27 protein-coding genes are annotated in these 23,844 nt (G+C 65.3%); 13 read left to right on the plus strand and 14 right to left on the minus strand.

All coding sequences use genetic code 11. The annotated features are described in order from the left end of the window. Positions 1-2 precede the first annotated feature (2 nt). From NTCA1_RS08510 to NTCA1_RS08525, 4 genes are all read left to right on the plus strand, one after another. Positions 3-887 carry an MBL fold metallo-hydrolase gene (locus NTCA1_RS08510; protein ID WP_159830160.1) on the plus strand — a complete coding sequence of 295 codons (885 nt, stop codon included), beginning with the start codon at positions 3-5 and terminating at the stop codon, positions 885-887. Positions 888-964: 77 nt separating this feature from the next. Next, complete coding sequence (locus NTCA1_RS08515; protein ID WP_159830012.1) at positions 965-1,696, plus strand: hypothetical protein; 732 nt, start codon at positions 965-967, stop codon at positions 1,694-1,696. A gap of 107 nt (positions 1,697-1,803) precedes the next feature. Next, positions 1,804-2,790 carry a quinolinate synthase NadA gene (gene nadA, locus NTCA1_RS08520; protein ID WP_159830014.1) on the plus strand — a complete coding sequence of 329 codons (987 nt, stop codon included), beginning with the start codon at positions 1,804-1,806 and terminating at the stop codon, positions 2,788-2,790. 282 nt (positions 2,791-3,072) lie between these two features. Then, positions 3,073-3,279 carry a cold-shock protein gene (locus tag NTCA1_RS08525; RefSeq protein WP_086490170.1) on the plus strand — a complete coding sequence of 69 codons (207 nt, stop codon included), beginning with the start codon at positions 3,073-3,075 and terminating at the stop codon, positions 3,277-3,279. Between the two features lie 82 nt (positions 3,280-3,361). Here the strand turns inward: NTCA1_RS08525 and NTCA1_RS08530 are convergent, their stop codons facing one another. The 5 genes from NTCA1_RS08530 to NTCA1_RS08550 form a co-directional block, all read right to left on the minus strand. Continuing rightward, positions 3,362-3,511, minus strand: coding sequence for a hypothetical protein (locus NTCA1_RS08530; protein WP_159830016.1), 150 nt, complete (start codon positions 3,509-3,511; stop codon positions 3,362-3,364). 35 nt (positions 3,512-3,546) lie between these two features. Next, complete coding sequence (gene infA, locus NTCA1_RS08535) at positions 3,547-3,816, minus strand: translation initiation factor IF-1 (protein ID WP_086490273.1); 270 nt, start codon at positions 3,814-3,816, stop codon at positions 3,547-3,549. A 178-nt stretch (positions 3,817-3,994) separates the two neighbouring features. Then, positions 3,995-4,543 (minus strand): pseudouridine synthase, encoded by a 549-nt coding sequence (locus NTCA1_RS08540; protein WP_159830018.1) that lies wholly within the window; start codon positions 4,541-4,543, stop codon positions 3,995-3,997. Positions 4,544-4,607: 64 nt separating this feature from the next. Continuing rightward, positions 4,608-5,591 (minus strand): TerC family protein, encoded by a 984-nt coding sequence (locus NTCA1_RS08545; protein ID WP_159830020.1) that lies wholly within the window; start codon positions 5,589-5,591, stop codon positions 4,608-4,610. Positions 5,592-5,675: 84 nt separating this feature from the next. Then, positions 5,676-5,861 (minus strand): DUF465 domain-containing protein, encoded by a 186-nt coding sequence (locus NTCA1_RS08550; protein WP_086490173.1) that lies wholly within the window; start codon positions 5,859-5,861, stop codon positions 5,676-5,678. Between the two features lie 278 nt (positions 5,862-6,139). Between NTCA1_RS08550 and NTCA1_RS08555 the strand changes: the two genes are divergently transcribed. From NTCA1_RS08555 to NTCA1_RS08570, 4 genes are all read left to right on the plus strand, one after another. Next, the gene (locus NTCA1_RS08555; protein ID WP_086490174.1) at positions 6,140-7,051 is read left to right on the plus strand and encodes an SPFH domain-containing protein; all 912 of its coding nucleotides are present in this window, start codon (positions 6,140-6,142) and stop codon (positions 7,049-7,051) included. Between the two features lie 12 nt (positions 7,052-7,063). Next, positions 7,064-7,279 carry a toxin-antitoxin system HicB family antitoxin gene (locus tag NTCA1_RS08560; RefSeq protein WP_159830022.1) on the plus strand — a complete coding sequence of 72 codons (216 nt, stop codon included), beginning with the start codon at positions 7,064-7,066 and terminating at the stop codon, positions 7,277-7,279. A gap of 3 nt (positions 7,280-7,282) precedes the next feature. Beyond that, on the plus strand, positions 7,283-7,867 hold the full coding sequence (locus tag NTCA1_RS28470; protein ID WP_201282440.1) for a hypothetical protein: 585 nt from the start codon (positions 7,283-7,285) through the stop codon (positions 7,865-7,867). A gap of 69 nt (positions 7,868-7,936) precedes the next feature. Next, positions 7,937-8,905, plus strand: coding sequence for a right-handed parallel beta-helix repeat-containing protein (locus NTCA1_RS08570; RefSeq protein ID WP_159830024.1), 969 nt, complete (start codon positions 7,937-7,939; stop codon positions 8,903-8,905). A 20-nt stretch (positions 8,906-8,925) separates the two neighbouring features. Here NTCA1_RS08570 and ribA read toward each other — a convergent pair whose 3' ends face one another. The 8 genes from ribA to NTCA1_RS08610 all read right to left on the minus strand — a co-directional run bounded on the left by ribA (position 8,926) and on the right by NTCA1_RS08610 (position 18,471). Next, positions 8,926-9,978, minus strand: a complete 1,053-nt coding sequence (ribA, locus tag NTCA1_RS08575) for a GTP cyclohydrolase II (protein WP_236549201.1) — start codon at positions 9,976-9,978, stop codon at positions 8,926-8,928. Between the two features lie 26 nt (positions 9,979-10,004). Then, on the minus strand, positions 10,005-10,793 hold the full coding sequence (gene xth / locus NTCA1_RS08580; protein ID WP_086490177.1) for an exodeoxyribonuclease III: 789 nt from the start codon (positions 10,791-10,793) through the stop codon (positions 10,005-10,007). Positions 10,794-11,283: 490 nt separating this feature from the next. Then, positions 11,284-11,940 (minus strand): outer membrane lipoprotein carrier protein LolA, encoded by a 657-nt coding sequence (locus NTCA1_RS08585; protein ID WP_159830026.1) that lies wholly within the window; start codon positions 11,938-11,940, stop codon positions 11,284-11,286. A 63-nt stretch (positions 11,941-12,003) separates the two neighbouring features. Further along, the gene (gene rpmG / locus NTCA1_RS08590; protein ID WP_086490179.1) at positions 12,004-12,171 is read right to left on the minus strand and encodes a 50S ribosomal protein L33; all 168 of its coding nucleotides are present in this window, start codon (positions 12,169-12,171) and stop codon (positions 12,004-12,006) included. Between the two features lie 316 nt (positions 12,172-12,487). Then, complete coding sequence (gene ppk2, locus NTCA1_RS08595) at positions 12,488-13,294, minus strand: polyphosphate kinase 2 (protein WP_159830028.1); 807 nt, start codon at positions 13,292-13,294, stop codon at positions 12,488-12,490. A 15-nt stretch (positions 13,295-13,309) separates the two neighbouring features. After that, on the minus strand, positions 13,310-14,122 hold the full coding sequence (locus NTCA1_RS08600) for an undecaprenyl-diphosphate phosphatase (RefSeq protein WP_086490181.1): 813 nt from the start codon (positions 14,120-14,122) through the stop codon (positions 13,310-13,312). A gap of 183 nt (positions 14,123-14,305) precedes the next feature. After that, positions 14,306-16,465: a M13 family metallopeptidase gene (locus NTCA1_RS08605; protein ID WP_086490182.1), complete on the minus strand. Its 2,160-nt coding sequence runs from the start codon at positions 16,463-16,465 to the stop codon at positions 14,306-14,308. Positions 16,466-16,593: 128 nt separating this feature from the next. Then, positions 16,594-18,471: an ABC transporter transmembrane domain-containing protein gene (locus NTCA1_RS08610; protein ID WP_086490183.1), complete on the minus strand. Its 1,878-nt coding sequence runs from the start codon at positions 18,469-18,471 to the stop codon at positions 16,594-16,596. 290 nt (positions 18,472-18,761) lie between these two features. On the opposite strand from NTCA1_RS08610, the gene NTCA1_RS08615 reads away from it, so the two are divergent. From NTCA1_RS08615 to NTCA1_RS08635, 5 genes are all read left to right on the plus strand, one after another. Then, positions 18,762-20,006, plus strand: a complete 1,245-nt coding sequence (locus tag NTCA1_RS08615; RefSeq protein WP_133084326.1) for a polyhydroxyalkanoate depolymerase — start codon at positions 18,762-18,764, stop codon at positions 20,004-20,006. Positions 20,007-20,198: 192 nt separating this feature from the next. Next, entirely contained in the window at positions 20,199-20,912 is a 714-nt protein-coding gene (locus NTCA1_RS08620) for a murein L,D-transpeptidase catalytic domain-containing protein (RefSeq protein WP_236549186.1), read from the plus strand. A 90-nt stretch (positions 20,913-21,002) separates the two neighbouring features. Continuing rightward, on the plus strand, positions 21,003-21,602 hold the full coding sequence (locus NTCA1_RS08625) for a TetR/AcrR family transcriptional regulator (RefSeq protein ID WP_159830030.1): 600 nt from the start codon (positions 21,003-21,005) through the stop codon (positions 21,600-21,602). A gap of 8 nt (positions 21,603-21,610) precedes the next feature. Then, positions 21,611-22,609 carry an XdhC family protein gene (locus NTCA1_RS08630; RefSeq protein WP_159830032.1) on the plus strand — a complete coding sequence of 333 codons (999 nt, stop codon included), beginning with the start codon at positions 21,611-21,613 and terminating at the stop codon, positions 22,607-22,609. Continuing rightward, complete coding sequence (locus NTCA1_RS08635) at positions 22,606-23,202, plus strand: NTP transferase domain-containing protein (protein WP_159830034.1); 597 nt, start codon at positions 22,606-22,608, stop codon at positions 23,200-23,202. Before NTCA1_RS08630 ends, NTCA1_RS08635 begins: the two co-directional genes overlap by 4 nt. 29 nt (positions 23,203-23,231) lie before the next feature. Here the strand turns inward: NTCA1_RS08635 and NTCA1_RS08640 are convergent, their stop codons facing one another. Then, positions 23,232-23,741, minus strand: coding sequence for a YqgE/AlgH family protein (locus NTCA1_RS08640; protein WP_201282441.1), 510 nt, complete (start codon positions 23,739-23,741; stop codon positions 23,232-23,234). Positions 23,742-23,844 lie beyond the last annotated feature (103 nt).

The raw sequence follows: 23,844 nt of genomic DNA on the forward strand, positions 1-23,844 counted from the left end.
GCATGGACGCGCTGAAAGACATCGACAAGCCCTATGCCGAAGCCGAGCGGATCGCACCGCTCGTACGGCGCGTGCTGGCGCGCAACCCTTCGCCTTTCACTTATACCGGCACGCAGACCTATATCGTGGGCGACGGCGCCGAAGTGGCAGTGATCGATCCCGGCCCGGCCGAAGGCGAACATATCGACGCCATATTGGAAGCCGTGGGCACGGCGCGGGTGATCGCGATCTGCTGCACCCATACCCACCGCGACCACTCCCCCGCCGCCGCGCCGCTGAAAGCCCTGACCGGCGCGCCGATCGTCGGCTGCGCGCCGCTCACCCTCGATGACGACGGACCCCGCGCCGACGCCGCCTTCGACCCCGACTATCGCCCCGACCGCGTGCTGGCGGACGGCGAGGCCATCGAAGGCCAAGGCTGGACGCTGGAAGCCGTCTCCACGCCCGGTCATACCTCCAACCATGTCTGCTTCGCGCTACGGGAAACCGGCGCGGTGTTTACCGGCGATCACGTCATGGGCTGGTCCACCAGCGTCGTCTCACCGCCGGACGGGGACATGACCGACTACCTCGCCAGCCTCCAGAAACTCTACGAGCGCGAGCAGGACACCGTCTATTTTCCCGCCCACGGCCCGGCCGTGGAGAAGCCCCGCCAGCTCGTGCGCGGCATGATCGGCCACCGCCGCCAGCGCGAACGCCAGATCCTGCGCCAGATCGAGGTCGGCCACCGGACCGTCGCGGAGATGGTGCCGCAGATGTACAAGGCCGTGGACCAGCGGCTCTGGCCCGCCGCAGGGCGTTCCGTATTGGCCCATCTGCTTGATCTGGAAAGACGAAACCTGGTTTCCCGAATAAACGAGCACTGGACGCTGGTCGCACAGACTTAGTAATTCGTCGAATTACTGTATTTATACTTAAGCCGAAAGACTAAACCTCACCCCACTTGGGGTTGAGGGGAATTTTCATGGCGACATTGCCGCGCGCCCGCCTTGGCGCGTTTTCGTTCTGGCAGACGATGACGATCGCCCTTTCGGCGTTCATCGTCTTCGCCTTCGCGCAGTTCGCGCTGCGCGGTTTCGTGGACTATCGCGCCGCGCCGCCGATCATGCACCTGCACGGCATGATCATGGTGGCATGGCTTGGCCTGCTGGTGACCCAGGCCATGCTGGCGGGCAATGCCGGGCGCACGGGAAGAAGCACGCTGGCGATCCATCGCCGGCTCGGCTGGGCCAGCGTGGTCATGGTGCCGCTCATGGTCGGTTCGATGAGCGCGCTCTGCCTTACCGCCCTGCGCCTCCACATCCAGCCGCCGTTCTTCACGCCGGGCTATTTTCTCGCCACCGTCCATGTCGGCGGCCTGCTGTTCGCCTTCATGGTGGCGCTGGCCGTTTCATATCGGCGCCGGAGCGATTGGCATCGGCGCCTGATACTGGGATCGACGATCCTGCTCACCGACCCTGCCCTCGGCCGCGTGCTGCCGATGCCGCTGATCGTGCCTTGGGGCGAGTGGGTCTCGCTGGCCATCCAGCTCGGCTTCGTGGCGCTGATCCTGCGCCGCGATCGCAGGACCCTGGGCCGTGCCCATCCCGCAACCGTCGCGGTGGCCATGGCGGTGCTGCTTTCCCACGTCCTTACCGAACTCCTGGCGATCACCCCCTGGTGGATCGACCTGGCCCGGCGGATCGCCTCTGCATGACGAGTCATATTTTCCTTGGGCATCCCGGCAAGCATCCCTAGATAGGCGCCAAATCCCGGCAGCCGAAACAACGGTAAAACGCCGGAGCGACCAGACAGAGGGATACCATGACCGTAATGCCCGCCGACCTTTCCGGTATCGACGTGCGCGCCGAAATCGAACGGCTGCGCAAGGAACGCAATGCGGTCATCCTGGCGCACTACTACCAGCGCCCCGAGCTTCAGGATCTGGCCGATTTCGTGGGCGACAGCCTGGAACTGAGCCGCAAGGCCGCCGAGACCGATGCCGACGTCATCGCCTTCTGCGGCGTGAAGTTCATGGCCGAAACCGCCAAGATCCTCTCGCCGAACAAGATCGTGGTCCTGCCCGACCTCGAAGCCGGATGCAGCCTCGAGGATTCGTGCCCGCCCGAAAAGTTCGCCGCCTTCCGCGCCGCGCACCCCGATCATATCGCGCTGACCTACATCAACTGCTCGACCGAGGTGAAGGCGCTGTCCGACATCATCGTCACCAGCTCCAGTGCCGAGACGATCCTCCAGCAGATCCCCGCCGACCAGAAGATCATCTTCGGCCCCGACCGTCACCTCGGCGGCTATCTCAGCCGCAAGTTCGGGCGCGAGATGCTGCTCTGGCCGGGCGTCTGCATCGTCCACGAGGCGTTTTCGGAAACCGAGCTGCTCAAGCTCAAGGCGCAGCACCCCACGGCGCCAATCGCCGCGCACCCGGAATGCCCGCCGCACATCGTCGATCACGCGGACTACGTCGGCTCGACCAGCGGCATCCTCCAGTACGCCAAGACGACGGAGGCCGACACGCTGATCGTCGCCACCGAGCCGCATATCATCCACCAGATGCAGCTGGCCATCCCGGAAAAGACCTTCATCGGGGCGCCCGGTGCGGACGGCAACTGCAACTGCAACATCTGCCCCTACATGGCGCTCAACACGCTGGAAAAGCTCTACGTCGCCCTGCGCGACCTGGAGCCGCGCATCGAGATCGACGAACAGCTTCGCCTCGATGCCAAGAAGAGCCTCGACCGCATGCTCGATATGGCCAGCGGCACCGTGGGCAAGGGCGACCTCGGCACGCGTTGAGAGTTGGTTTTCCCAAATCAACGATTGCATACCGAATCGGAAGAGTGCGTACGCACCATTTTGCGCACTCTTACCGTTGCCGTTAGGTATTGGCGGCCTGGCGTGTTACATCTCGCTCCGCTAATGTCGAATTTGCGACGGGTGTCGCCAACTGAAGCGGGAAGGAGATATATTTTCCACCCGCGCCTGTTGGGACGATTTCCTTTCAATTGACGATGTGACGCACGACCGGCTTCCCTATTTTCAGGGCGGCCAAAATTCGTTTCTTGAAAGGAAACAGACATGCCGATCGGCACCGTGAAGTTCTTCAATACCGACAAGGGCTATGGCTTCATCGCACCGGAAGACGGCGGCCAGGACAGCTTCGTCCACATCACCGCCGTGCAGAACGCCGGCATGCACACGCTGGAGAAGGAACAGCGCCTCTCCTACGACATCGAAGTCGGCCGCAACGGCAAGGCCTCGGCCGTCAACCTGAAGTCGGCCTGATCTTTTCTAATTTCGGCTAATACGAAAAAACCCCCGCAGGCAGAGCCGGCGGGGGTTTTTTCATGGTCTTTCGGCAGATCGGTCAGTCGACCATGGCGGCGACGATGCGCCGCAGATCCTGCTTCGAAAGCGCGCCGCCCTGCCCTTCACGCCGGAAGTCGGCGGCAACGAGCGGAGCGGCATGGGGTACTGCGTGGACGCGCTTGAAGGCGTCCGGTCGATGGTAATGCATTTTATCCTTATAGACGGCCCTCTGGCCGCATCCTGTTATCTTCTGAAATTGCTGCGCCGCTTTGGCGGACCACCCGTCTGTCCGGGCGTACGTTCGCGGAACACGATCCGGCCCTTGGTCAGGTCGTAAGGCGTCATTTCGACGTGGACACGGTCGCCCACCACCGAGCGGATGCGAAACTTGCGCATCTTGCCCGCAGTATAGGCGATGATCTTGTGCTCGTTGTCGAGCACGACGGCAAAACGTCCGTCGGGAAGGATTTCTTCGATGAAACCCTCCATGGTCAGCAGTTCTTCCTTGGCCAAAGCATCCAGTCCGAAAAAGGGTTGCCCCAAAGCTGCCGCGCGAAAGGCGCGTTTTCGGCCTTGAGGGCCAGACAGCTGAAATGGGGAGAACAGGCTGCCGTGTGCAGCCGTCAGTTCCCGTCGCAGGCGACGTAGCCCGGCTTATATAGCCTGTATCGCAAAAAATGCAAGATGGACTTCAGATCGCGATTTCGCGCCACTCTCCGGGCGCCAGGCCGTCGAGCGCCCAGTTGCCGATGCGCTGCCGCACCAGACGCAGGGTGGGATGGCCGATGGCGGCGGTCATGCGGCGCACCTGGCGGTTGCGGCCTTCGGATATGGTCAGCTCGACCCAGCAATCCGGCACCGTCTTGCGGAAGCGCACCGGCGGATTGCGCGGCCAGAGCTGCGGGTCCTCGATACGCCGCGCCGAAGCCGGGCGGGTGGGGCCGTCGTTCAGCATGACGCCCCCCCGCAGCGCTTCCAGCGCCGCCTCGTCCACTTCGCCTTCCACTTGCGCCAGATAGGTCTTGGCGGTCTTGAAGCGCGGATCGGAAATCCGCGACTGGAGGCGGCCGTCGTCGGTCAGCAGCAGCAGACCCTCGCTGTCGCGGTCGAGCCGCCCGGCGGGATAGACGCCGGGCACCTCGATGAAGTCCGATAGCGTAGCGCGCGGCGTGGGCGAACGCGCGTCGGTGAACTGCGAGAGGACGTCGTAGGGCTTGTTGAACAGGATGAGGCGCGCCATCCACTCGCCCTAGCAGCGCGCCCCGCCTGTTCATAGCCGAAGGGTCGAGTCACGACGGACGAACTCAGTGGCCGATCTGCGGCTCCTCCCCTCGCGTCTTCCAAAGCGACCAGCCCACCCCGCCCGCGATCAGCGCCAGGGTCACGCCCAAGCTGATGAGCGGCGGGAACTTCGCGCCGCCCAGCACGAAGTCGGCCACGAGGATCTTTGCGCCGATGAACACCAGGACCAGCGCCAGCGCATACTTCAGGTAGTGGAAGCGATGCACCATCGCCGCCAGCGCGAAGTAGAGCGCGCGCAGGCCGAGGATCGCCATGATGTTCGAGGTATAGACGATGAAGGTATCGGTCGTGATCGAGAAGATCGCCGGCACCGAGTCCACCGCGAAGACGAGATCGGCGAGGTTGATCACCACCAGCGCCAGGAACAGTGGCGTCGCCGCCCAGACCAGCCTGCCCGCGTCATTGCGCTCGCGCACGAAGAAGTGCTCGGCATGGTGCTGCTTCGTTACGCGCATGTGGCGCGAGATCCAGCGGATCACCGGGTTGTTGCCGATATCGGGGTCCTGCTCCTTGGCGAAGAGCATCTTCACGCCGGTGAACACCAGGAAGGCGGCGAAGATGTACATGACCCAGTGCGCCTGCGACACCAGCGCCACGCCGCCCGCGATCATCAGTCCGCGCAGCACGATCACCGCCATGATGCCCCAGAGCAGGGCGCGATACTGGTACTTGGGCGCGATCGCGAAGAAGCCGAAGATCATCGAGATCACGAAGACGTTGTCGATCGAGAGCGCCTTCTCGATGAAGTAGCCGGTGAAATAGGCGATGCCGTCCTCCGAACCCTTGGCCCACCAGACCCAACCGCCGAAAGCCATGGCGATGGCGATGTAGAACGCCGAGAGCTTCAGTGATTCGGCAATGCCCATCTCCCGGTCTTCCTTGTGCAGGAAGCCGAGGTCGAAGGCTGTCAGAACGAAAACGAGGCCGGCGAAAGCCAGCCAGAACCATGCGGGCGTGCCCAGCAGGTCGTAAAAAAGGAAATCCACGGGGTGCTCCCGAAACTAGGCCCAAGGCCCGATGAAAACAGGAAGCGCCGGCGCGAAAATGGGGGGGACGCGCCGGCGCGAGGGTTACAGACTGTTAGCCACGGTCGCTGGGGGGAGTAGCAACCGCGCGAGTCTGCCCCTGAACTCCTGTTTCAGTCTCTTCAGCCTTGCGATCTCAAGGGGATCGGCAAAGCGTCTGCCCTGCGCGAGGCGCAGCAGGACGTCGAGCTTCTGGTTTCGCTCGAGCAGGCGGAACATCTGTTCGGTCATTTCAAATCCCTATCGAACATATGGTGGTTCGATCGGATGACCCGCAGCAAGGTTCCTGTTGCCTGAGCTTTTTGGGGCCTGGATGGATCCCCGGAACCTGCATCGGTTTCACCCGATGCGGTCCGACATCACGAGGCATTCCATCAGGGGAACGCCGCGCCAGAGGGGCCCGGCCCGCAGAGCGCACATAGCCATCGTGCCCGCGTTTTTCAACCCACCTTGACCAAACGTGTACTTTTGATATTAAGGTGATATCACTTTAGCAGAGGGCAGAGCCGATGGCAGAATCGCATCTTCCGATCAATTCCAGCCGGGAAACAAAGGCCTCCAGCATGAACGGCTATCTCATGCTGCTGGTCTTTCTGGGCGTGCTCGCCGTCATCGCGATGGCCGTGGTCACGCTGGCAAGCGGAGATCCCGGCCCGGGCGCCGTGCTCGGCTTCCTGATGTTCCTCGTGCCTGCCCTCACGGCCGAAGTGCTGATCGCTGCGGGCTTCTACATGATCCAGCCCAACCAGGCGGCGGCGATCACCCTGTTCGGCTCCTATCGCGGCACCGACCGTGTGGCGGGGCTGCGCTGGGTCTGGCCGTGGATGGCCAAGCGCAAGATCTCCGTGCGGGCCAACAACGTCGTCTCCGAGAAGCTCAAGGTGAACGACCTTCGCGGCAATCCCATAGAGATCGCCACCAATGTCGTCTGGCGCGTGGCCGATACCGCGCAGGCACTCTACGACGTGGACGACTACAAGGCCTTCGTGAACGTGCAGATCGAGGCCGCCGTCCGCTCGATCGGCTCGCGCTATGCCTATGACGACGTCGAGGATGCCGAGATCACCTTGCGCGGCAGCCATGAGCAGGTGAACGCCGAACTGCGCACCGAGCTGATCGAGCGCCTGCGCGTGGCCGGCATCACCGTGGACGAATGCGGCCTCACCCACCTTGCCTATGCGCCCGAGATCGCCGGGGCCATGCTGCGCCGCCAGCAGGCCGAAGCCGTGATCGCCGCCCGCCGCAAGCTGGTGGAAGGCGCGGTCTCGATGGTGGAGATGGCGCTGGCGCAGCTCTCGGAAAAGAACGTGGTGGAACTCGACGACGAGCGCCGGGCGGCAATGGTCTCGAACCTGATGGTCGTGCTCTGCGGCGAGCGCGACACCCAGCCGGTCGTCAATACCGGCACGCTCTACCAGTAGGATCGCACGCGGATGGCGAGCCCCGGCAAGAAGGCCTTCGCGCTGCGACTGGACCCGGCGCTGCACGAAGCGCTGGAACGCTGCGCCGCGGCCGACTTCCGCTCGGTCAACGCCCAGGTCGAAGTGCTGCTGCGCGAAGCGCTTGCCCGGCGCGGCCTGAAAGTGGATGTCAGCGCCCCGGCCCGCCGAGGTCGTCCCCCGGCCGCGCCCGATGCGGAGGAAGGTTAGGCCATGATGCACGAATCGATCGAGGACGGCGCCTGGTTCGCGGCCCGCCGTTTCGGCATCGGCATCGGCCTGCCGATCGCATGGCAGGGCTGGGTCCTGCTGGCGAGCTACCTCGCCGCTATTGCCGGGATCAAGGCGCTCGATCATTCTGCCCTGGCAGGCGGCAAGCCGCTTGCCTTCGCGCTGTTCCTTCCGATCACGGCGGTGTTCCTCATCGTTGCGGGAAAACGCACGCGCCGAAACACGAAGACCGCGCCCAGCCGCGAGAAGGAAGCACAAGCCATGTCAGGGGAAGAAACCCTGTTCGTCTGTTACCGGAAGGGCTGGCAGTTCAATTGCCAGCCGCGCGGGCGCGCCGGATGGCTGGCGCTGGCCGCCTGGACCCTGCCCTTGCTGCCGCTCGGCCTCGGCCTCGCCTGGTTGCTCCTGCGCTTTCCCGACAGCGCATTGCCCATCGGCATCGCCTTCACGCTGATCGTGCTGCTCTGGTCGGCGGTCATGGCGGTCTGGATCGTGAGCCGCAGTGAGATGGTGGATCTTCGCGCGCAACCAAAACCGGAAACGCGCCGGCGAAAGAACCGCCGCTAGGCCTGTCCCGAGCTGGGACGCAGCGAAAGGCGGTGCAGCGTTCCCTATTGCAGCCGCTAGACCGGGTTCATGAACCGCCCGATCCGACTCGCCCTCACTTGCGGCCTGCCGCTCCTCGCCGCCGTTCCGGCCGCAAGCTCCTTCGGCCAGTCCGAAGGTTCAGCATCCCATACGGCGCCCTATACCGTGATCGAGACCGGGCGCAGCTTCACCCGCCTCCAGGACGCCGTGGACGCCATCGGCGATGGTAGCGGCACCATCCGCTTCGCTTCGCTGCGGTTTTCGGACTGCGCGGTGCAGAGCAAGGGCGAGGTGACATACCGGGCGGAAGTTCCCGGCCAGTCGGTGCTCGACGGCAAAGCCTGCGAGGACAAGGCGGCACTGGTGCTGCGCGGACGCGGCGCCAGGATCGAGGGACTGGTCTTCGCCAATATCCGCGTGCCCGACAAGAACGGTGCGGGCGTGCGGCTGGAGCACGGCAATCTCTCGGTATCGCAGGCCTGGTTCCGCGACAGCGAACAGGGCCTGCTCAGCGGCGAGGACCCGCAAGGCGCGATCGCAATCGACAAGTCTACCTTTACCCGGCTCGGTACCTGCGAAGGCTCGGGCTGCGCGCACTCGGTCTATATCGGCAACTACGGCTCGCTCACGATCACGCGCAGCCGGTTCGAGGCGGGGACCGGTGGTCACTATGTGAAGAGCCGCGCGGCGCAAGTGGAGATCACCGGCTCCAGCTTCGACGATTCGGCCGGGCGCGGCACCAACTACATGATCGACCTTCCCGAAGGCGCCACCGGGCGCATCGCCGGGAACTGGTTCGTGCAGGGCCGCGACAAGGAGAACTATTCCGCCTTCGTCGCCGTCGCCGCCGAACACCGCAGCCATCCTTCGGCGGGCCTCTCGGTACAGGGCAACAATGCCCGATTCGTCCCCGGCCTCGACCGCCACAGCGCCTTCGTGGCCGACTGGTCCGGCGAGCCGCTCAAGCTGGGCGACAATGCGCTGGGCGCGGGTATCTCGGGCTTCGAGAAGCGCTGAGTTTCAGCGCCCCTGCTCAGTCACAGGATATGCCCGGTACGGTCGCGCTTGGTTTCCAGATAGCGCGCATTGTGCGGGTTCGGCGGCAACTGGTGCGGCACCCGCTCCGTCACAGTAACCCCCACGCCCTCAAGCGCAGCGACTTTGGCCGGGTTGTTGGTCATGAGCCGGATCGATGAAACGCCAAGCAGGTCCAGCATCCGCGCCGCCACCGGGAAGTCGCGCGCTTCGGTGGGCAGGCCGAGGCGGTTGTTGGCGTCCACCGTATCGTACCCCAGGTCCTGGAGACTGTAGGCGCGCAGCTTGTTGACGAGGCCGATGCCGCGCCCTTCCTGGCGGAGGTAGAGCAGCACGCCCCAGCCGCCCTGCCCGGCTTCCTCGGCCATGGCGCGCAGGGCCGCATCCAGCTGCGGGCCGCAATCGCATTTCAGGCTGCCGAGGATGTCGCCGGTCAGGCACTCGGAATGGAGGCGCACCAGCGGTGCGCGATCGCCATCCTGCGTGCCGATCACCAGCGCGACATGTTCGCGCAAGTCGTCGAGCGAACGGAAGGCAACGATTTCCGCATCCTCGCAGGCGGCCACGGGCAGGCGTGCGCGCGAGGCGATGGCGAGGCGGCCGGTGTCCTTCCATTCCGCCAGATCGGCAGGCGTGACGGCCTGTATGTCGCCATCTGTCTCGGGCGCGACGAGATAGGCGGGCAGGATCCCCGCCAGCCGCGCCAGTTCCATGGCGGTGCGGGCCTGGTCCATGTCCGCGATGGGCTCGGCGGCGAAAGGCCCTTTCATCGGGTGGGCCAGATCGAGCGCGGGATCGGCCACGGCGCGGGCCGTCTCCAGATCGAAGGCCTCGGCGGCGCGAATCAGGACCGGCGCTTCCGGCACGGCCGCCTCGCGCTGGTTGGCGAGCTTGAGCGTTACCGCCCGTGCTGCCGAGATCAGCATGCGCGGCGCCTTGGCCCCCGGCGCGAAGCCGGTCTCGGCCGGAAGCAGCACCGGCCCGTCACCGACCCGGATCGCCCAGCCGTGGCGCAGCGCATCGAGCGCCAGCGCGACGCGGCGGGCGCCGCTCAGAGGCAAACCGACTGGTTCTCCGCTGCTCAGAGTTCGAACTCCGTGATCAGTGGAACGTGGTCGCTCGGCTGCTCCCAGCGGCGGGTTTCCTCGACGAAGCTATGCGCACGCGCCTGCTTCGCAAGGTCGGGAGAGGCCCACATATGGTCGAGGCGGCGCCCCTGGTCCTTCTGACGCCAGTAGCTGCGGTAGGACCACCAGGAATAATTGCGCTCAGGCGCGGGAATGAATTCCCGGCCCAGATCGACCCAGCCGTGCGCGTCCTTGAAGCGCGTCAGCGTCTCCACCTCGATCGGCGTGTGGCTGACCACCTTGAGCAGGGCCTTGTGGTTGTAGACGTCCGATTCGAGCGGGGCGATGTTGAAGTCGCCGACGATCAGCGTGGGCCGGTCGACCTTGTCCGCCCAGCGGGTCATGCGTTCGAGGAAGTCGAGCTTCTGGCCGAACTTCAGGTTCACCTCACGGTCGGCAATGTCGCCGCCGGCGGGAATGTAGACGTTCTCCAGGATCATGCCCTGGCCCGTACCTTGCAGTTCCACGCCGACATGGCGCGCCTCGCCGTTGTCCTGCCAGTCGTAGCGGCTGAACTCGGTAAAGGGCACGCGGCTGACCGTGGCGACGCCGTGATAGCCCTTCTGCCCATGGATCGCCCGGTGGGTGTAACCGAGTCGCTCGAACATCTCATGCGGAAAGAGATGCTCCGCGACCTTGATCTCCTGAAGGCAGAGAACGTCGGGCGACTGCTCGGTCAGGAAACGCTCGACCTGATCGATGCGAAGGCGGACCGAATTGATGTTCCAGGTGGCAATCTTCATGCCGCAGGCAATAGGGATGCCCTCCACGAATTGCCAGAGCCACACCGCAAGAAAGCGCGGCCCAGCCTGCGCGAGGGCAACGTGTAACTGAAAACCATCAGCACATTTTTCTGGCTGATTTTTTCGTCCAGCCGGAGCGAGGAGGGTGCCGAACGAGAACCGGAGCGGAGCGGCCTTCTGGCCGTGAGCACCGGAAGCGCAGTGAGGTGCCGTCCGCAGCCCGGCTGGGCGGAAAAAGCAGCCAGAAAAAACAAAAACCCTCGGTCCGGGGGCAGAGGACCGAGGGTTCATGTAAGCGTTCGTCACGCTAAATCAGAGGGCCGTTGTGGAGGCGTGGGCAACAGGGGGGAAACCCGCCTCGAGCCGCTCTGACCATTTCAATCTAGGCGCTGTTGGCTTGCTGGCAAGTGAACGGAATTCAGAAAAGTGTCGCATTCCGTCGCAACCAGCGGGCAACTCGCGACAGGGCGTTGCGCCCCATCGACGAGCGTTATCGGCGCGTGCGCGGGCGCGGATCGTTCCAGCGGAAGTCGTTGTCTGTCACCGGCACGCCGTAACGCTGATTCGAAAGCGAGATCGTGGTGCGCTTGTTCTGCGAATCGAGCGCGACCCAGTAACTCAGTTCGAGACCGCCCGGCGCCGAGGCCTTGCGGGTGAAGATCAGGGTGATCACGCCGTATTCCGGGTGCGTGCGGTCGCGCACTTCGATGCTGACGACATTCGGGTTGCCGGTCTGACGAACGGAGCCATACTTCGCCACGTCGCGCTTGGGATCGAGCAGCGCGCCGAGCGGGCTGTTGCTGATCGGCCAGCGCTGTACCTGCTTCACCGAGTAGTCGATCATGGTCAGCGCCTTGCCGTCGCTGACGATCAGCAGCTGGGCGCTCTTCTCGTACTGGAAGCGGATCTTGCCGGGACGCATGAGCGTCAACTGACCGCTCAGGCTCTGGCCGTTGCGATCCGTCTGGACGAAGTCGGCCTTCATCGTCGAGATCGCGCGCAGGGCCTCGACGGCTTGATTCAGCTGTGCCGAATCACCCGCCTCGGCGGCAAGCGCCGTCGTCGACGGAACAAGTGCAGGAACGCAAAGCGCGGCCAAACCGGCCGCGCCTACGCAAGAGCGAAAGATCTTGAAGGTGCGGTTCATGGTGCTCCCATTGGGTTTGCAGGCTTGAACCGCCCCTGAATCGCAAAGTTCCCGAAGGAAACCTTACTTGATCTTGGCTTCCTTGAACTCGACGTGCTTGCGCACGACGGGATCGTACTTGCGGAAGGTCATCTTCTCGGTCGTGTTGCGCGGGTTCTTCTTCGTGACGTAGAAGAAGCCGGTGTCGGCGGTCGAGACAAGACGGATCTTGACGGTTGCGGGCTTCGCCATGGCGGTTTCCTGTATCTCTCGTTTCAGCCGCCCTGGCCGGCCGGCGTTCCGTTGAAAAATTTCAGGGCGGCAATCGAACGCCGCCCCTCAAGGTTGCGGCCCTTGCGATAATGACAGCCCAAAGTCAAGCGTAAGAGTCTTTTCGGCCGGGCTCTCGCCCGGGCAAAACGGCCCTCCGGCCGTTTTGTGCGGCACCGGCCCACGCCCCCACCCGACCTCCCATCTAGGATACACTGAATGGGAGGTCGGGTGGGGGCGCCTGAACTAACTTGGGCCGGTGCCGCAAGCCATTCGCGGATGCGAATGGCGCACTCAACTAAGACGCGTCGTAGGGCTCGATCGGCTCAAGAACGCCGAATTTCTCGTTGTACGGTGCGTGATTGAGCTTGGGCATGCTGATCGTCTGCGGCTCCACCTTGGTATCGGGCAGACGATCCAGCAGATCGCGAACGAGAGTGAGTCGGCCGATTCGCTGATCGTTGAAGTCCACCACCGTCCAGGGCGCATGCTTCTTGTGCGTGGCCTTCAGCATGGCCTCCCGCGCCTTGGTGTATTCTTCGTACTTCTCGCGCGCGGCGACGTCGATGGGCGAGAGTTTCCAGCGCTTCAGCGGGTCTTCCAGGCGTTCGTGAAGCCGTTCCTCCTGCCTGTCCTGGTCACAGGAGAGCCAGTACTTGAACAGCAGGATGCCGTCATCGACGAGCATGCGTTCGAACACGGGAACTTGTTCAAGGAAACGCTTCACTTCCGAACCGGTGGCGAAGCCCATGACCTTTTCGACGCCTGCCCGGTTGTACCAGCTGCGATCGAACAGCACGATCTCTCCGCGCGTCGGCAGATGTTCGACATAGCGCTGGAAGTACCACTGCCCCTGCTCGCGCTCGCTGGGCGCGGTCAGCGCGACGGTGCGGCACTGGCGGGGATTGAGCTGGCCGCCCACGGCCTTGATCGCCCCGCCCTTGCCGGCCGTGTCCCGGCCTTCGAACAGGACGACGATTCGCGCGCCGGTGGTGGAGGCCCAGCGGGCCATGCCCACCAGTTCCTCCAGCATCGGCTCCAGCAGCTTTTCGTAATCCTTGCGCCCGAGTTTGTGGCCGAGTTTCTTGTTGTCATCCCCGGCCATGGCTCAAACCCCTGATCAGACCCGCGAAAGCAGGAAAAGTGCAAGTGCGCCGGCAACGATACGATACCAGGCGAAAGGTGCAAAGCCCGAGCGGCTGACGAAGGCCATGAAGGCCTTGATGACGACCAGCGCCACCACGAAGGACACGACGAAGCCGATGCCGATCTCGCCCCAGCCCACCGGGCCGGCGCCTGCCATCAGTTCCTCGTGATGCTTGAGCAGTTCCAGGGTTGTCGCGCCGATCATCGTGGGTACGGCCAGGAAGAAGCTGAATTCGGCCGCCGTCCGGCGTTCGATGCCCATCGACAGCGCGCCCATGATCGTCGCGCCCGAACGGCTGACGCCTGGGACCATCGCCAGGCACTGTGCAAGACCGACGCCGATGCACTTGCCGGCGGGCAGCTCGGAAACGCCGGTCAGCGGGCCGGGCTTGGCCACTTTCTCGATCCCGAGGATGGCGATGCCGCCGATGATCAGCGCCCAGGCGACCACGGCAGGTTCGCCCAGCAGGCCCTCGATATAGTTGTTGAGCAGCAGGCCCAGCACGGCCGAGGGGATGAACGCCAGCAGCACGTTGCGCACGAAACGGATCGAGGCGGGATGGAGCTTCAGCAGCCCCATGCCCACAACCCAGAACGTGCGCCAGAACTGGACGATGACCGCCAGGATCGCGCCCAGCTGGATGACGATGTTGAACGTCGCCCATTGCGAGGCGTCGTAGCCGAAGAGGCGGGTGGCAAGAATGAGGTGGCCGGTCGAGGAGACGGGCAGGAACTCGGTGAGGCCCTCGACAATGCCGAGGAGGATCGCGGTAAGGGTCAAGCTCATGGGCCGCAGGTCATGCCGGACGCACCGGCCAAGTCAACCCGCCGAGAGGGTCGCTAGTACCTATAGTCGTTCAGAAAATACGGTTGGGCGCGTTTTGCTGCAAATGACGCGCGCTGCGAAGTTCTCCGAAAGAAATCAGGGCCCGGTCGCTGTCCGACCGAGCCCTGTTTTCTTACCGTTTCCTTACCAGATGCGCACGCGCTCGGCGGGCGGGAGGTAAAGGGCGTCGCCGGGCTTCACGTCGAAGGCCTTGTACCATTCGTCGAAGTTACGGACGATGCCGTTGATGCGGTAGTGCGCGGGCGAGTGCGGATCGGTGATGAGCTGCTGGCGCACCGATTCCTCGCGGTACTTGCTGCGCCATACTTGCGCCCAGGCCATGAAGAAGCGCTGGTCGCCGGTCAGGCCGTCGATCACCGGAGCTTCCTTGCCGTTCAGCGAGAGCTTGTAGGCGCGGTAGGCGAGGCTGAGGCCGCCGAGATCGCCGATGTTCTCGCCCATGGTCAGCTTGCCGTTCACGCAGGTCTTGCCGTCGTCGAACGGGCAGAAGCTGTTGTACTGGGCTTCCAGCCGGTCCTGGAGCTTCTGGAAGTTGGCCTTGTCGGCCGCGCTCCACCAGTCGCGGAGGTTGCCGGTGCCGTCGGACTTGGCGCCCTGGTCGTCGAAGCCGTGGCCCATTTCGTGGCCGATCACGGCGCCGATGCCGCCATAGTTGACCGCCGGGTCGGCCGAGACGTTGAAGAACGGTGGCTGGAGAATCGCAGCCGGGAACACGATCTCGTTGAAGGGCGGGTTGTAGTAGGCGTTGACCGTCTCGGGCAGCATGAACCATTCGGTCTTGTCGACCGGCTGGCCGATACGCTTCATCTGGTCGTCGTTCTCCCACGAACCGGCAGCAATGGCGTTGCCGAGCGGATCGGTGGCCGAGAAGGTCAGGCCTTCATAGGCCTTGTACTTCGCCGGAGCGCCGATCTTGGGATTGAAAGCATCGAGCTTGGCCTGTGCTTCCTTGCGGGTTTCCGGGCCCATCCAGGCCAGGTCCTTGAGGTTGACCGCCATGGCCTTGCGCAAGTTAGAGACCAGGTCGGTCATCGCCGCCTTGGCTTCGGGCGGATAGTACTTCTCGGCGTAGATCTTGCCGACCAGCTCGCCGGCCATGCCCTCGACCGCTGCCACGCCGCGCTTCCAGCGGGCGCGCTGCTGGGGCTGGCCGCTCATGACCTTGCCGTAGAAGGCGAAAGTGGCATCGTCGATCTCGGTGGGCAGGACCGCGGCGTTGCTGCGCATGAAGTGCGCGGCCAGCCAGGCCTGCCAGGTGGCGACAGGCACATCCGAAACCAGCTTGGCCACAGCGGGAACGCCGCCGCCGAACAGGGTCTGGGCCTTGGCGGGATCGATGCGGGCGGCCTTGAGCTCTTCGGCCGTCGGCGGCATTTCACCGACGAGGACGTAGCCCGCCTTGCCGGCGCCGATCGAATCCATGAACGTGCGCATCAGGCCGGGGGCGCCGAGCGCTTCGAATTCGGCCAGGGTCAGCTTGTTGTAGGTGAGATCGGGGTCGCGGCTGGCGGCGCGGTCCCAGTCGGCCTGCGCGATCATCGTTTCCAGCGCGACCACCGACTTGGCCGCCGTGGCCGCGTCCGCGTAGCCGGCCTTGCCGAGCACGAAGGTCAGATAGTCGGTGTACTTGGCGCGGATGTCCTGCGAGCGCTGGTCGTTCTTCAGGTAGTAGTCGCGGTCGGGCAGGCCGAGGCCGCCGATGCCCACCTGGAAGGCGTTGATGTCGCTCTGCTTCTCGTCCGGGCCGACATAGGCGCCAAGCGGCGAGGCGAAACCGGGCGCCGCGAAGATCTTCATGAGATCGGCCGGGGTCTTGGCCGCGAAGATCCGCGCGAGATAGGGCTGTGCCGGGGCGAGGCCCGCCTTGTTGATGGCGTCGACGTCCATGAAGGCCGCATAGGCCGCCTCGACGCGGGCGGCATCGGTGCCGGCGGCGGGCTTGGAGGCGATCAGATCGTCCATGATGGCATGGACGCGCTGTTCGGAAAGATCGCGCAGCGCGGTGAAGGAACCCCAGTTGGTGCGGTCGGCCGGGAGCACGACGGCGGCTTCCCACTTGCCGTTCACGAACTTGTCGAAGTCCGCGCCCGCCTTGGCGGTGGGATCCTGCCACTGTGTCTGGATACCGGACTTGCCCCAGTCCATCTTCGCCGGATCGATCTGCATCGGGTCCGAGGCCGCAGGCGTGGCAGCAGGCGTATCGGCCAGTGCCGGAACGGCGGAGAAGCTGAGTGCGGTAGCGAGCGCTGTCGAAGCGAGCACCCGGCCGAGAATGCGGGTCATGGTCCCACCCTTTCTAATTGCATGACACGAACGGTCTGGCGACGGACCGGAACGGCCCGTCGATGGCAGCGCAACATAATTGCCATATTCGGCAACACCAGCCCTGAAATGTCGTTCGTCGGGTCTGGTCAGGCGTTCGTCGAACGGGAAAAGGCCGCAACAGCATCGGCGTCGAACTGGAGCGAGGCCAGCCGCGCATAGAGCCCGCCCGCCTGGCTGAGGCTCTCATGCGTGCCCTGTTCGGCGATGCGGCCGCCGTCCATCACCACGATCCGATCCGCCTTGCGCACGGTGGCCAGACGGTGCGCGATCACCAGGGTCGTGCGGTTTTCCATCAGGTGTTCCAGCGCATCCTGCACCAGCCGCTCGCTCTCGGCATCGAGCGCGCTGGTCGCTTCGTCCAGCAGCAGGATGGGGGCATCGCGCAGCAGGGCGCGGGCGATGGCGATGCGCTGGCGTTGGCCGCCGGACAGGCGTGCGCCGTCCTCGCCCAGGAACGTGTCGAGCCCTTGCGGCAGTTCGCGCAGGAAACGCTCGGCATTGGCGGCGCGGGCCGCCTGCCAGATCGCCTCGTCGTCCGCCTGCCAGTTGCCGTAGCGCAAGTTGTCACGCGCGGAGGCGGCGAAGAGCACGCCTTCCTGCGGCACCAGCGCGATGCGGCGGCGGATTTCGGCAGGATCGGCGGAGGTGAGCGGCACGCCGTCCACCTTGATGACGCCGCTCTGGGGATCGTAGAAACGCTCGGCCAGCTGGAACAGCGTGGACTTGCCCGCGCCCGAGGGGCCGACGATCGCCACCGTCTCGCCCGGCTCGATCGAGAGGCTGAAATCGTGCAGCGCCGCCAGTTCCGGGCGCGAGGGGTAGCGGAAGGTCACGCGCTCGAACGCCAGCTTGCCGCGTCCCGGCGACGGCAGGACCAGCGGGCGGGCAGGCGCTGTGATCGCCGGATGCTCGCCCAGCAATTCGGCCAGACGGCTCGCCGCGCCCGCGCCGCGCACGAGATCGCCGTAGACTTCGGTAAGCGAGCCGAACGCGCCCGCGACGATTCCCGCCGTCACCACGAAAGCCGCAATCGTGCCGCCGGTGATGCTCCCTTCGGCCACGCCGATCGCGCCGCGCCACATGATGACCGTGATCGAACCGAAGATCAGGAACATGATCACCGCGGTCATCACCGCGCGCAGGGCGATGCGGCGCTTGCCGGTCTCGAACGTACGCTCGACCGTGCCGGAGAAACGCTCCAGCTCGCGGCCTTCCTGGTTGAACGCCTGGACCACGCGCAGGGCGCCGAAGACCTCGCTGGTGGTGGCGCCGATATCGGCCACGCGGTCCTGGCTCTGGCGGGCGACCGCGCGCAGGCGGCGGCCGAAGGCGGCGATTGGCAGGATCACCACCGGGATCGCCACGACCAGGCCCAGCGTCAGGTGCGGCGCCAGCACGAAGAGATAGGCCACGCCGCCCACCGCCATGATCGCATTGCGCAGCGCCACCGAGACCGTGGTGCCCACCACCGTCTCGATGATGGCGGTATCCGCCGTCATGCGCGAGGCGATTTCCTTGGGGCTGTTCTCCTCGAAGAAGCTCGGCGACAGCGTCAGCAAATGGCGCTGCACGCGCAGGCGCACGTCGGCGACCACGCGTTCGCCCAGCCAGGACACGCTGTAGAAGCGCACCGCCGTCGCCACCGAAAGCACGATCACGACGCCCAGCAGCATGATGAACCACCAGCGGATCGCCGAAGGATCGGCACCCTCGGCAAAGCCCTGGTCGACGATCTGGCGGAAACCGTAAGGTATCGCGAGCGTGGAAGTGGCCGTGGTCAGCAGGGCAAGCCCGGCGATCGCCATGCGGCCGGGATAGTTGAACAGTTCGCGCCAGACCATTCCCAGCGCGCCGAGGCTGCGCCGACGGTCGCTTCCGCCCCCGGCAACGCCGTCACCGGTCGCGGCCTCGATAGCGGCGTTCTCGTTCTCGGGCAGACTTGCCTGCCCCGCCTTGGCATCCATGCGCGCCCTTATTCCTGCCTGGAAAGCGCCCGCGAGCGAGCGCTTTGCCGAACGGTCCATCCCGCTCCTGTCGCAGGCGCTCTTATCCTGTCCCCCCGCCCAGGAAAAGACATATGAAAAGCGCCTTTACGATCAGAGTGATCGCTTCGCCTGCCCCGTTCCGGCACCCTTCTATCGGACTTGCCGCATTGCGCCGGCAACGATTCGGTCCCAAATGGGCTGTATAAATTCAGGCTGACTTACAACCAGTGCAGGACGGCGGGGTCGCATTGCCGTTCGGGAGACGCATCTTGCTTTACAATGCCTATGAATTGCAGCGCACCATGCTGAGCGGCGCCGCCGCTTGGGCCTCGGTAGGCGCGGAACTTCTTACCAATCCTGCCCTGCCAATGGGTTACTTCGGCTTCGGGCCGGTCATGGCCTCGGCCCTGGACGTCTTCGCCCATGCCGCCGCGCCGCGCGGAAAGCCCGCCTTCGACATCGACAGCGTGACCCTGGAGGGCAAGACCTACCCGGTGACCGAATCGATCGTGCTGCGCCGCCCCTTCGGCGATCTGCTGCGATTCGACCATCCCGGCCTGCCCAAGGATGCGCCCAAGCTGCTGATCGTCGCGCCGATGAGCGGCCACTTCGCCACGCTCCTGCGCGGGACCGTCGCCCGCATGGTGGAAAGCTGCGAGGTCTACATTACCGACTGGGCGGACGCCAAGCTGGTTCCGGCCGAGGCGGGCCGCTTCGATCTGGACGATTATATCGACTATGTGATCGGCTTCCTGGAACACATCGGCCCCGGCGCGCACATGCTGGCGGTGTGCCAGCCCTCGGTCCCGGCCTTCGCCGCCGCCGCGATCCTGGGCAAGCAGAAGCATCCCTGCCGCCCGGCCACGCTCACCATGATGGGCGGCCCGGTCGACACCCGCGAGGCGCCCACCAGCGTCAACGACGTGGCCATGCAGCAGCCGCTCTCCTGGTTCGAGAACAACGTCATCGCCACGGTGCCGCTGAGCTACCCCGGCGCCGGGCGCAAGGTCTATCCCGGCTTCCTGCAGCTTGCGGGATTCATGGCGATGAACCTCGGCAACCACATGATGAGCCACTACGGCATGTTCAAGCACCTCGTCGAAGGCGACGGAGAGGGCGCGGCGGCCACCAAGGCCTTCTACGACGAGTACCGCTCGGTCTGCGACATGACGGCGGACTACTATCTCCAGACCATCGAGCATGTCTTCCAGAAGCACTCGCTGCCCAAGGGCGAATTCGTCCATCGCGGCGAGCGCATCGATCCGGCGGCGATCCGCGATACCGCGCTGCTGGCCGTGGAGGGCGAGCGTGACGATATCTCCGGGATCGGCCAGACCAAGGCCGCGCTCAAGCTGGCCACCCGCCTGCCCGACAGCAGCAAGAAGTATCTGCTCGCGGAAAACGTGGGGCATTACGGTATCTTCAACGGCAGCAAGTGGCGCACCCGCATCGCGCCGGTGCTGGAGGACTGGATCCGCCAGCACGCCCGCAAACCGGCGGAAGTTTCTACCTGACCGCCTAAGGAAGCCTTGCAGGACGGAGAGCAACGCCTCTTCGTCCCGCCAAGCGCCCGACTCGCGTTGGGCGCCCTGCCATCGGCCAGCCGGTTAACCTTTGCGGCGACCTGCTGCGAAGGCGGGAACCGATCGGCGATGGCACTGGAAAGTTCCCCGCGTTTAGGTTAACTTACCGGTATGGAACAGACGTTGGGTCGGCGTGCTGTCCTCATGGGCGGACTGGCGGCGGGCGCAAGCCTCGCATTGCCTGCGCGCGTGCTGGCAGCGGATAATCAGGTGGGAACGGGCACGGGACAGATCGGTCCTGCGGGGTCGGGGCAGCTTGGCTCAAGTGGGGCTGGCCTGAGCGGAACGCCCGGCTATGCGGTGCCCAGTGCCCTCACCCCTTACCAGCGCCGCATCCTCGGCGTGGCGCAGCAGCAGGTGCAGCGGCTGGGTTCGCAGATCTGGCGCACCGACCTCGTCGGCATTGCCGACTTCGCGCAGCCTTCGTGGAAGCCGCGCCTTCACTTCGCCAATATCGAGGCCGGCACCGTGCGCTCGTTCCTGCTGGCCCACGGCCGCGGCTCGGACCCGATGCACAGCGGCTGGCTGCAAAGCTTTTCCAACCTGCCCGGCTCGGAAGCCACCTCGCGCGGGGCCTTCCTTACGTGCGAGTGGTATTCCGGCAAGTACGGCACCTCGATCCGCCTCAAGGGCCTGGACAACGACAATTCCATGGCACTCGAACGGGCGATCGTCATGCATCCGGCCTGGTACGTCGATGCTGCGATGATCGAGAAATGGGGCAAGCTCGGCCGCAGCGAAGGCTGCTTCGCCATGAGCAATACCGATTTCAACGAAGCGCTCTGGCACCTGTCGGGCGGACGCCTGCTCTTCGCGGACCGCATCGGGGAATATTGAATCCCGTTCATCACGGCATGCCGGATTCAGCCGTACCGAAGTCTTCGCCACCGCGTTAGACACCCTTGAATGAGGGTGTTACCAACGGTCATGAACGGAAATCTCGCGGAATTCAGGAAGGACGCGCCCACCGATGCGCGGCAGGTGCGTTCGCGCAAGGTGCTGAACGCCGCCATGCTCGCGCTGCTGGAGGAAAAGTCCTTCGACCAGATCACCATCCGCGAAATTTCCGCGCGGGCGGGAACGGGCTATGCCACGTTCTTTCGTCACTACCCCACCAAGGAAGCCCTGCTGGCAGATGTGGCCTCGGAAGAGATCGCCGGATTGCTGGCACTCTCCATTCCCATCCTCCACGCCTCCAGCAGCTACGAATCCACCTTGGCGCTCTGCACGTATGTCGGGGAACACAAAGCGCTGTGGTCGGCCCTGCTCGGCGGCGGCGCGGCGGCGATCGTCCGTGAGGAGTTCATCCGCCAAGCGCGCGGGTTGATCGAGGACGTCACCCACCCTGCCGACTGGCTGCCGCAGGACCTCGGCGTGGTTCACGGCACCGGATCCACCATCGACATCCTCGCCTGGTGGCTCACCAAGGGCCGGGACCAGAGCGCCGAGGACGTCGCCCGCATCCTGCACCGCCTGGTCATCGCCCCGCTTGTCGGCGATCATGTGGATGCCTTGCCGCGATCATGACCGCCTCAATGTCTACCGGCCAACTCGAAAATGCCGACTGGCCGCTGTTCGGCTGGGTCGACGATATTCGCGCACCGCTGGCGCAGGCGCTGCATCTCGGGCGCCCGGTCGCGCTCGCCACGCTCTACAAGGTCGAAGGCAGCGCGCCGCGCGGACCAGGCGCGCAGATGCTCTTTGTCGAACAGGGCCAAAATGCGCCCGAGATCACCGCCAGCGGCTACTTTTCCGGCGACTGCATCGAGGGCGACGTCGCCAGCCATGCCGCCATGGTGCTGGCGGACGGAGAGCCGCGCCGCCTCCATTACGGGGCGGGAAGCCCCTGGATCGACATTCGCCTGCGCTGCGGCGGCGCCTTGCATGTCCTGGTCGAACGGGTGGCGGCGGGCAGCACGGCGGCAGCCGACCTGCTCCGTCATGCAGAGGCCCGCCGATCGTGCCGCTGGCACAGCGACGGCATCGCGCAGAAAGTGACCGCCGACCACGGCCCGCTGCTCGATCTTGCCGAGGAACCCTTTTCGCTCATCCGCCGCCACGATCCGCCGCGCCGCCTGATCGTTTCCGGCGGCGATCCGGGCGCGCTGGCTGCAGCGCAGCTTGCGGCCATGGCACAGTTCGAGACGATCCTGCTGCGCCCGGACGGCCCGGTGGAGCCGCCGCCCTTCCCGGTATCGCGCTATATGCGCGCCGATCCCCGGACGGCGCTGGAGGAACTCGGAGTGGACCGCTGGACGGCCTATCTCGGCGCCACCCATGAAGACCACCACGATCTCGGCGGCTGCCTGGCGGCGCTGCGGGGCGGGGCGGGCTATGTCGGCATGATCGGCGCGAAATCGCGCGCCGCGGCGCGGATCGGTGCGCTCGAGGCAGCAGGCGCGACGGCGGAGGAACTGGCCCGGCTCAACCTTTCGCCCGGGGTCACCGGACTGGGCAAGGCGCCCTGGGAAGTGGCCACCGGGATCATCGCCGAGATCATGCAGGCGCTGAACCCGGCGCGCGAACGGGCGTGAGCGGCGCGCAGAACCTCGCGGCGCTGGTCCTTGCCGCAGGTGCATCGCGCCGCTTCGGCGGCGACAAGCTTTCCGCCCTGCTGGATGGCGACCCCCTGCTGTTCCATGCCATCCGCGCCGCCCGCGCCGCACCGGTTTCGCGCGTGCTGGTCGTGGCGCGGGCTGGCCTCGACTGCGGAAGGTGGGAAGGCGCTCCCCCGGTGGAGGTGCTGCCTCTGGAAAGCCACGCGCTGTCCGAATCGCTCAAGGCCGGGATCGCCGCACTGCACGACATGGACGGCGTCTTCGTCTTTCTGGGCGACATGCCCAGCGTACCCCACCGGATCGCGGCCGGCCTTGCTGCCGGGATCGGGCAAGGCAGCGCCGCCCTGCCCCGTAACGGCGGAAAGCCGGGGCATCCAGTGCTGCTTTCCGCGCGGCTCTTTCCCGAAATCGCCACGCTCACCGGCGATGAAGGCGCAGGCCGCCTGCTGCGCGGCCGGAGCGACGTGGTCTTCGTCGAAAGCGACGATCCGGCGATCCATCTCGACATCGATCGCCCGGAGGATCTCTCGGCGCTCGGGAATGCGCGCGCGCCGTCGTCCCGGACCTGATCCGGGACGACGGAGAATCGATACCCGCCTCAGGCGCTTCCGGTCTGGCTCGACAGCAAGGCGGGATCGATGCCTTCCGCCCGCCAGGTCGCGGTCCAGCGATCCTCTACCGCGGTATCGAACAGGATTTCCGGGTGCGGATCCGCCGCGTACCAGCCGTGCTGGCGCATTTCGCCCTCCAGCTGCCCCGGCGCCCAGCCCGCATAGCCCAGCGACATCAGCCAGCGCTCCGGCCCGCGCCCCTCGGCAATGGCGCGCAGCACGTCCATCGAGGCGGAAAGCGCGCAGAGCGGATGGACCGCAATCGTGTCGCTGCCGCCCCAGTCGGTGGAATGGAGGATGAAGCCCCGGCCCGGCTCGACCGGCCCGCCTTCATGGACTTCACAGTCCGGCGCGACGCCGGGGTCGATGCCCAGTTCCTCAAGGATTTCGTGAAAACGCACGCCTTCGCGCAACCGGCCGATGCCGATGCCCAAGGCTCCGTTCTCGTCATGGACGCAAAGGACGCTCACGCTGTGGTCGAAACGGGAATCGAACATGCCCGGCATCGCCAGGAGAAGCCGCCCGGATAAGTATTGTTTCTCGGTCACATCGCGAATGTAAGAGGCTGGTCGGCAATTGCACAGTGGGCATTTGCGGTGG

Origin of the sequence: Novosphingobium sp. TCA1 (genome assembly GCF_009811895.1) — a bacterium.
Taxonomy (GTDB): Bacteria; Pseudomonadota; Alphaproteobacteria; order Sphingomonadales; family Sphingomonadaceae; genus Novosphingobium; species Novosphingobium panipatense_A.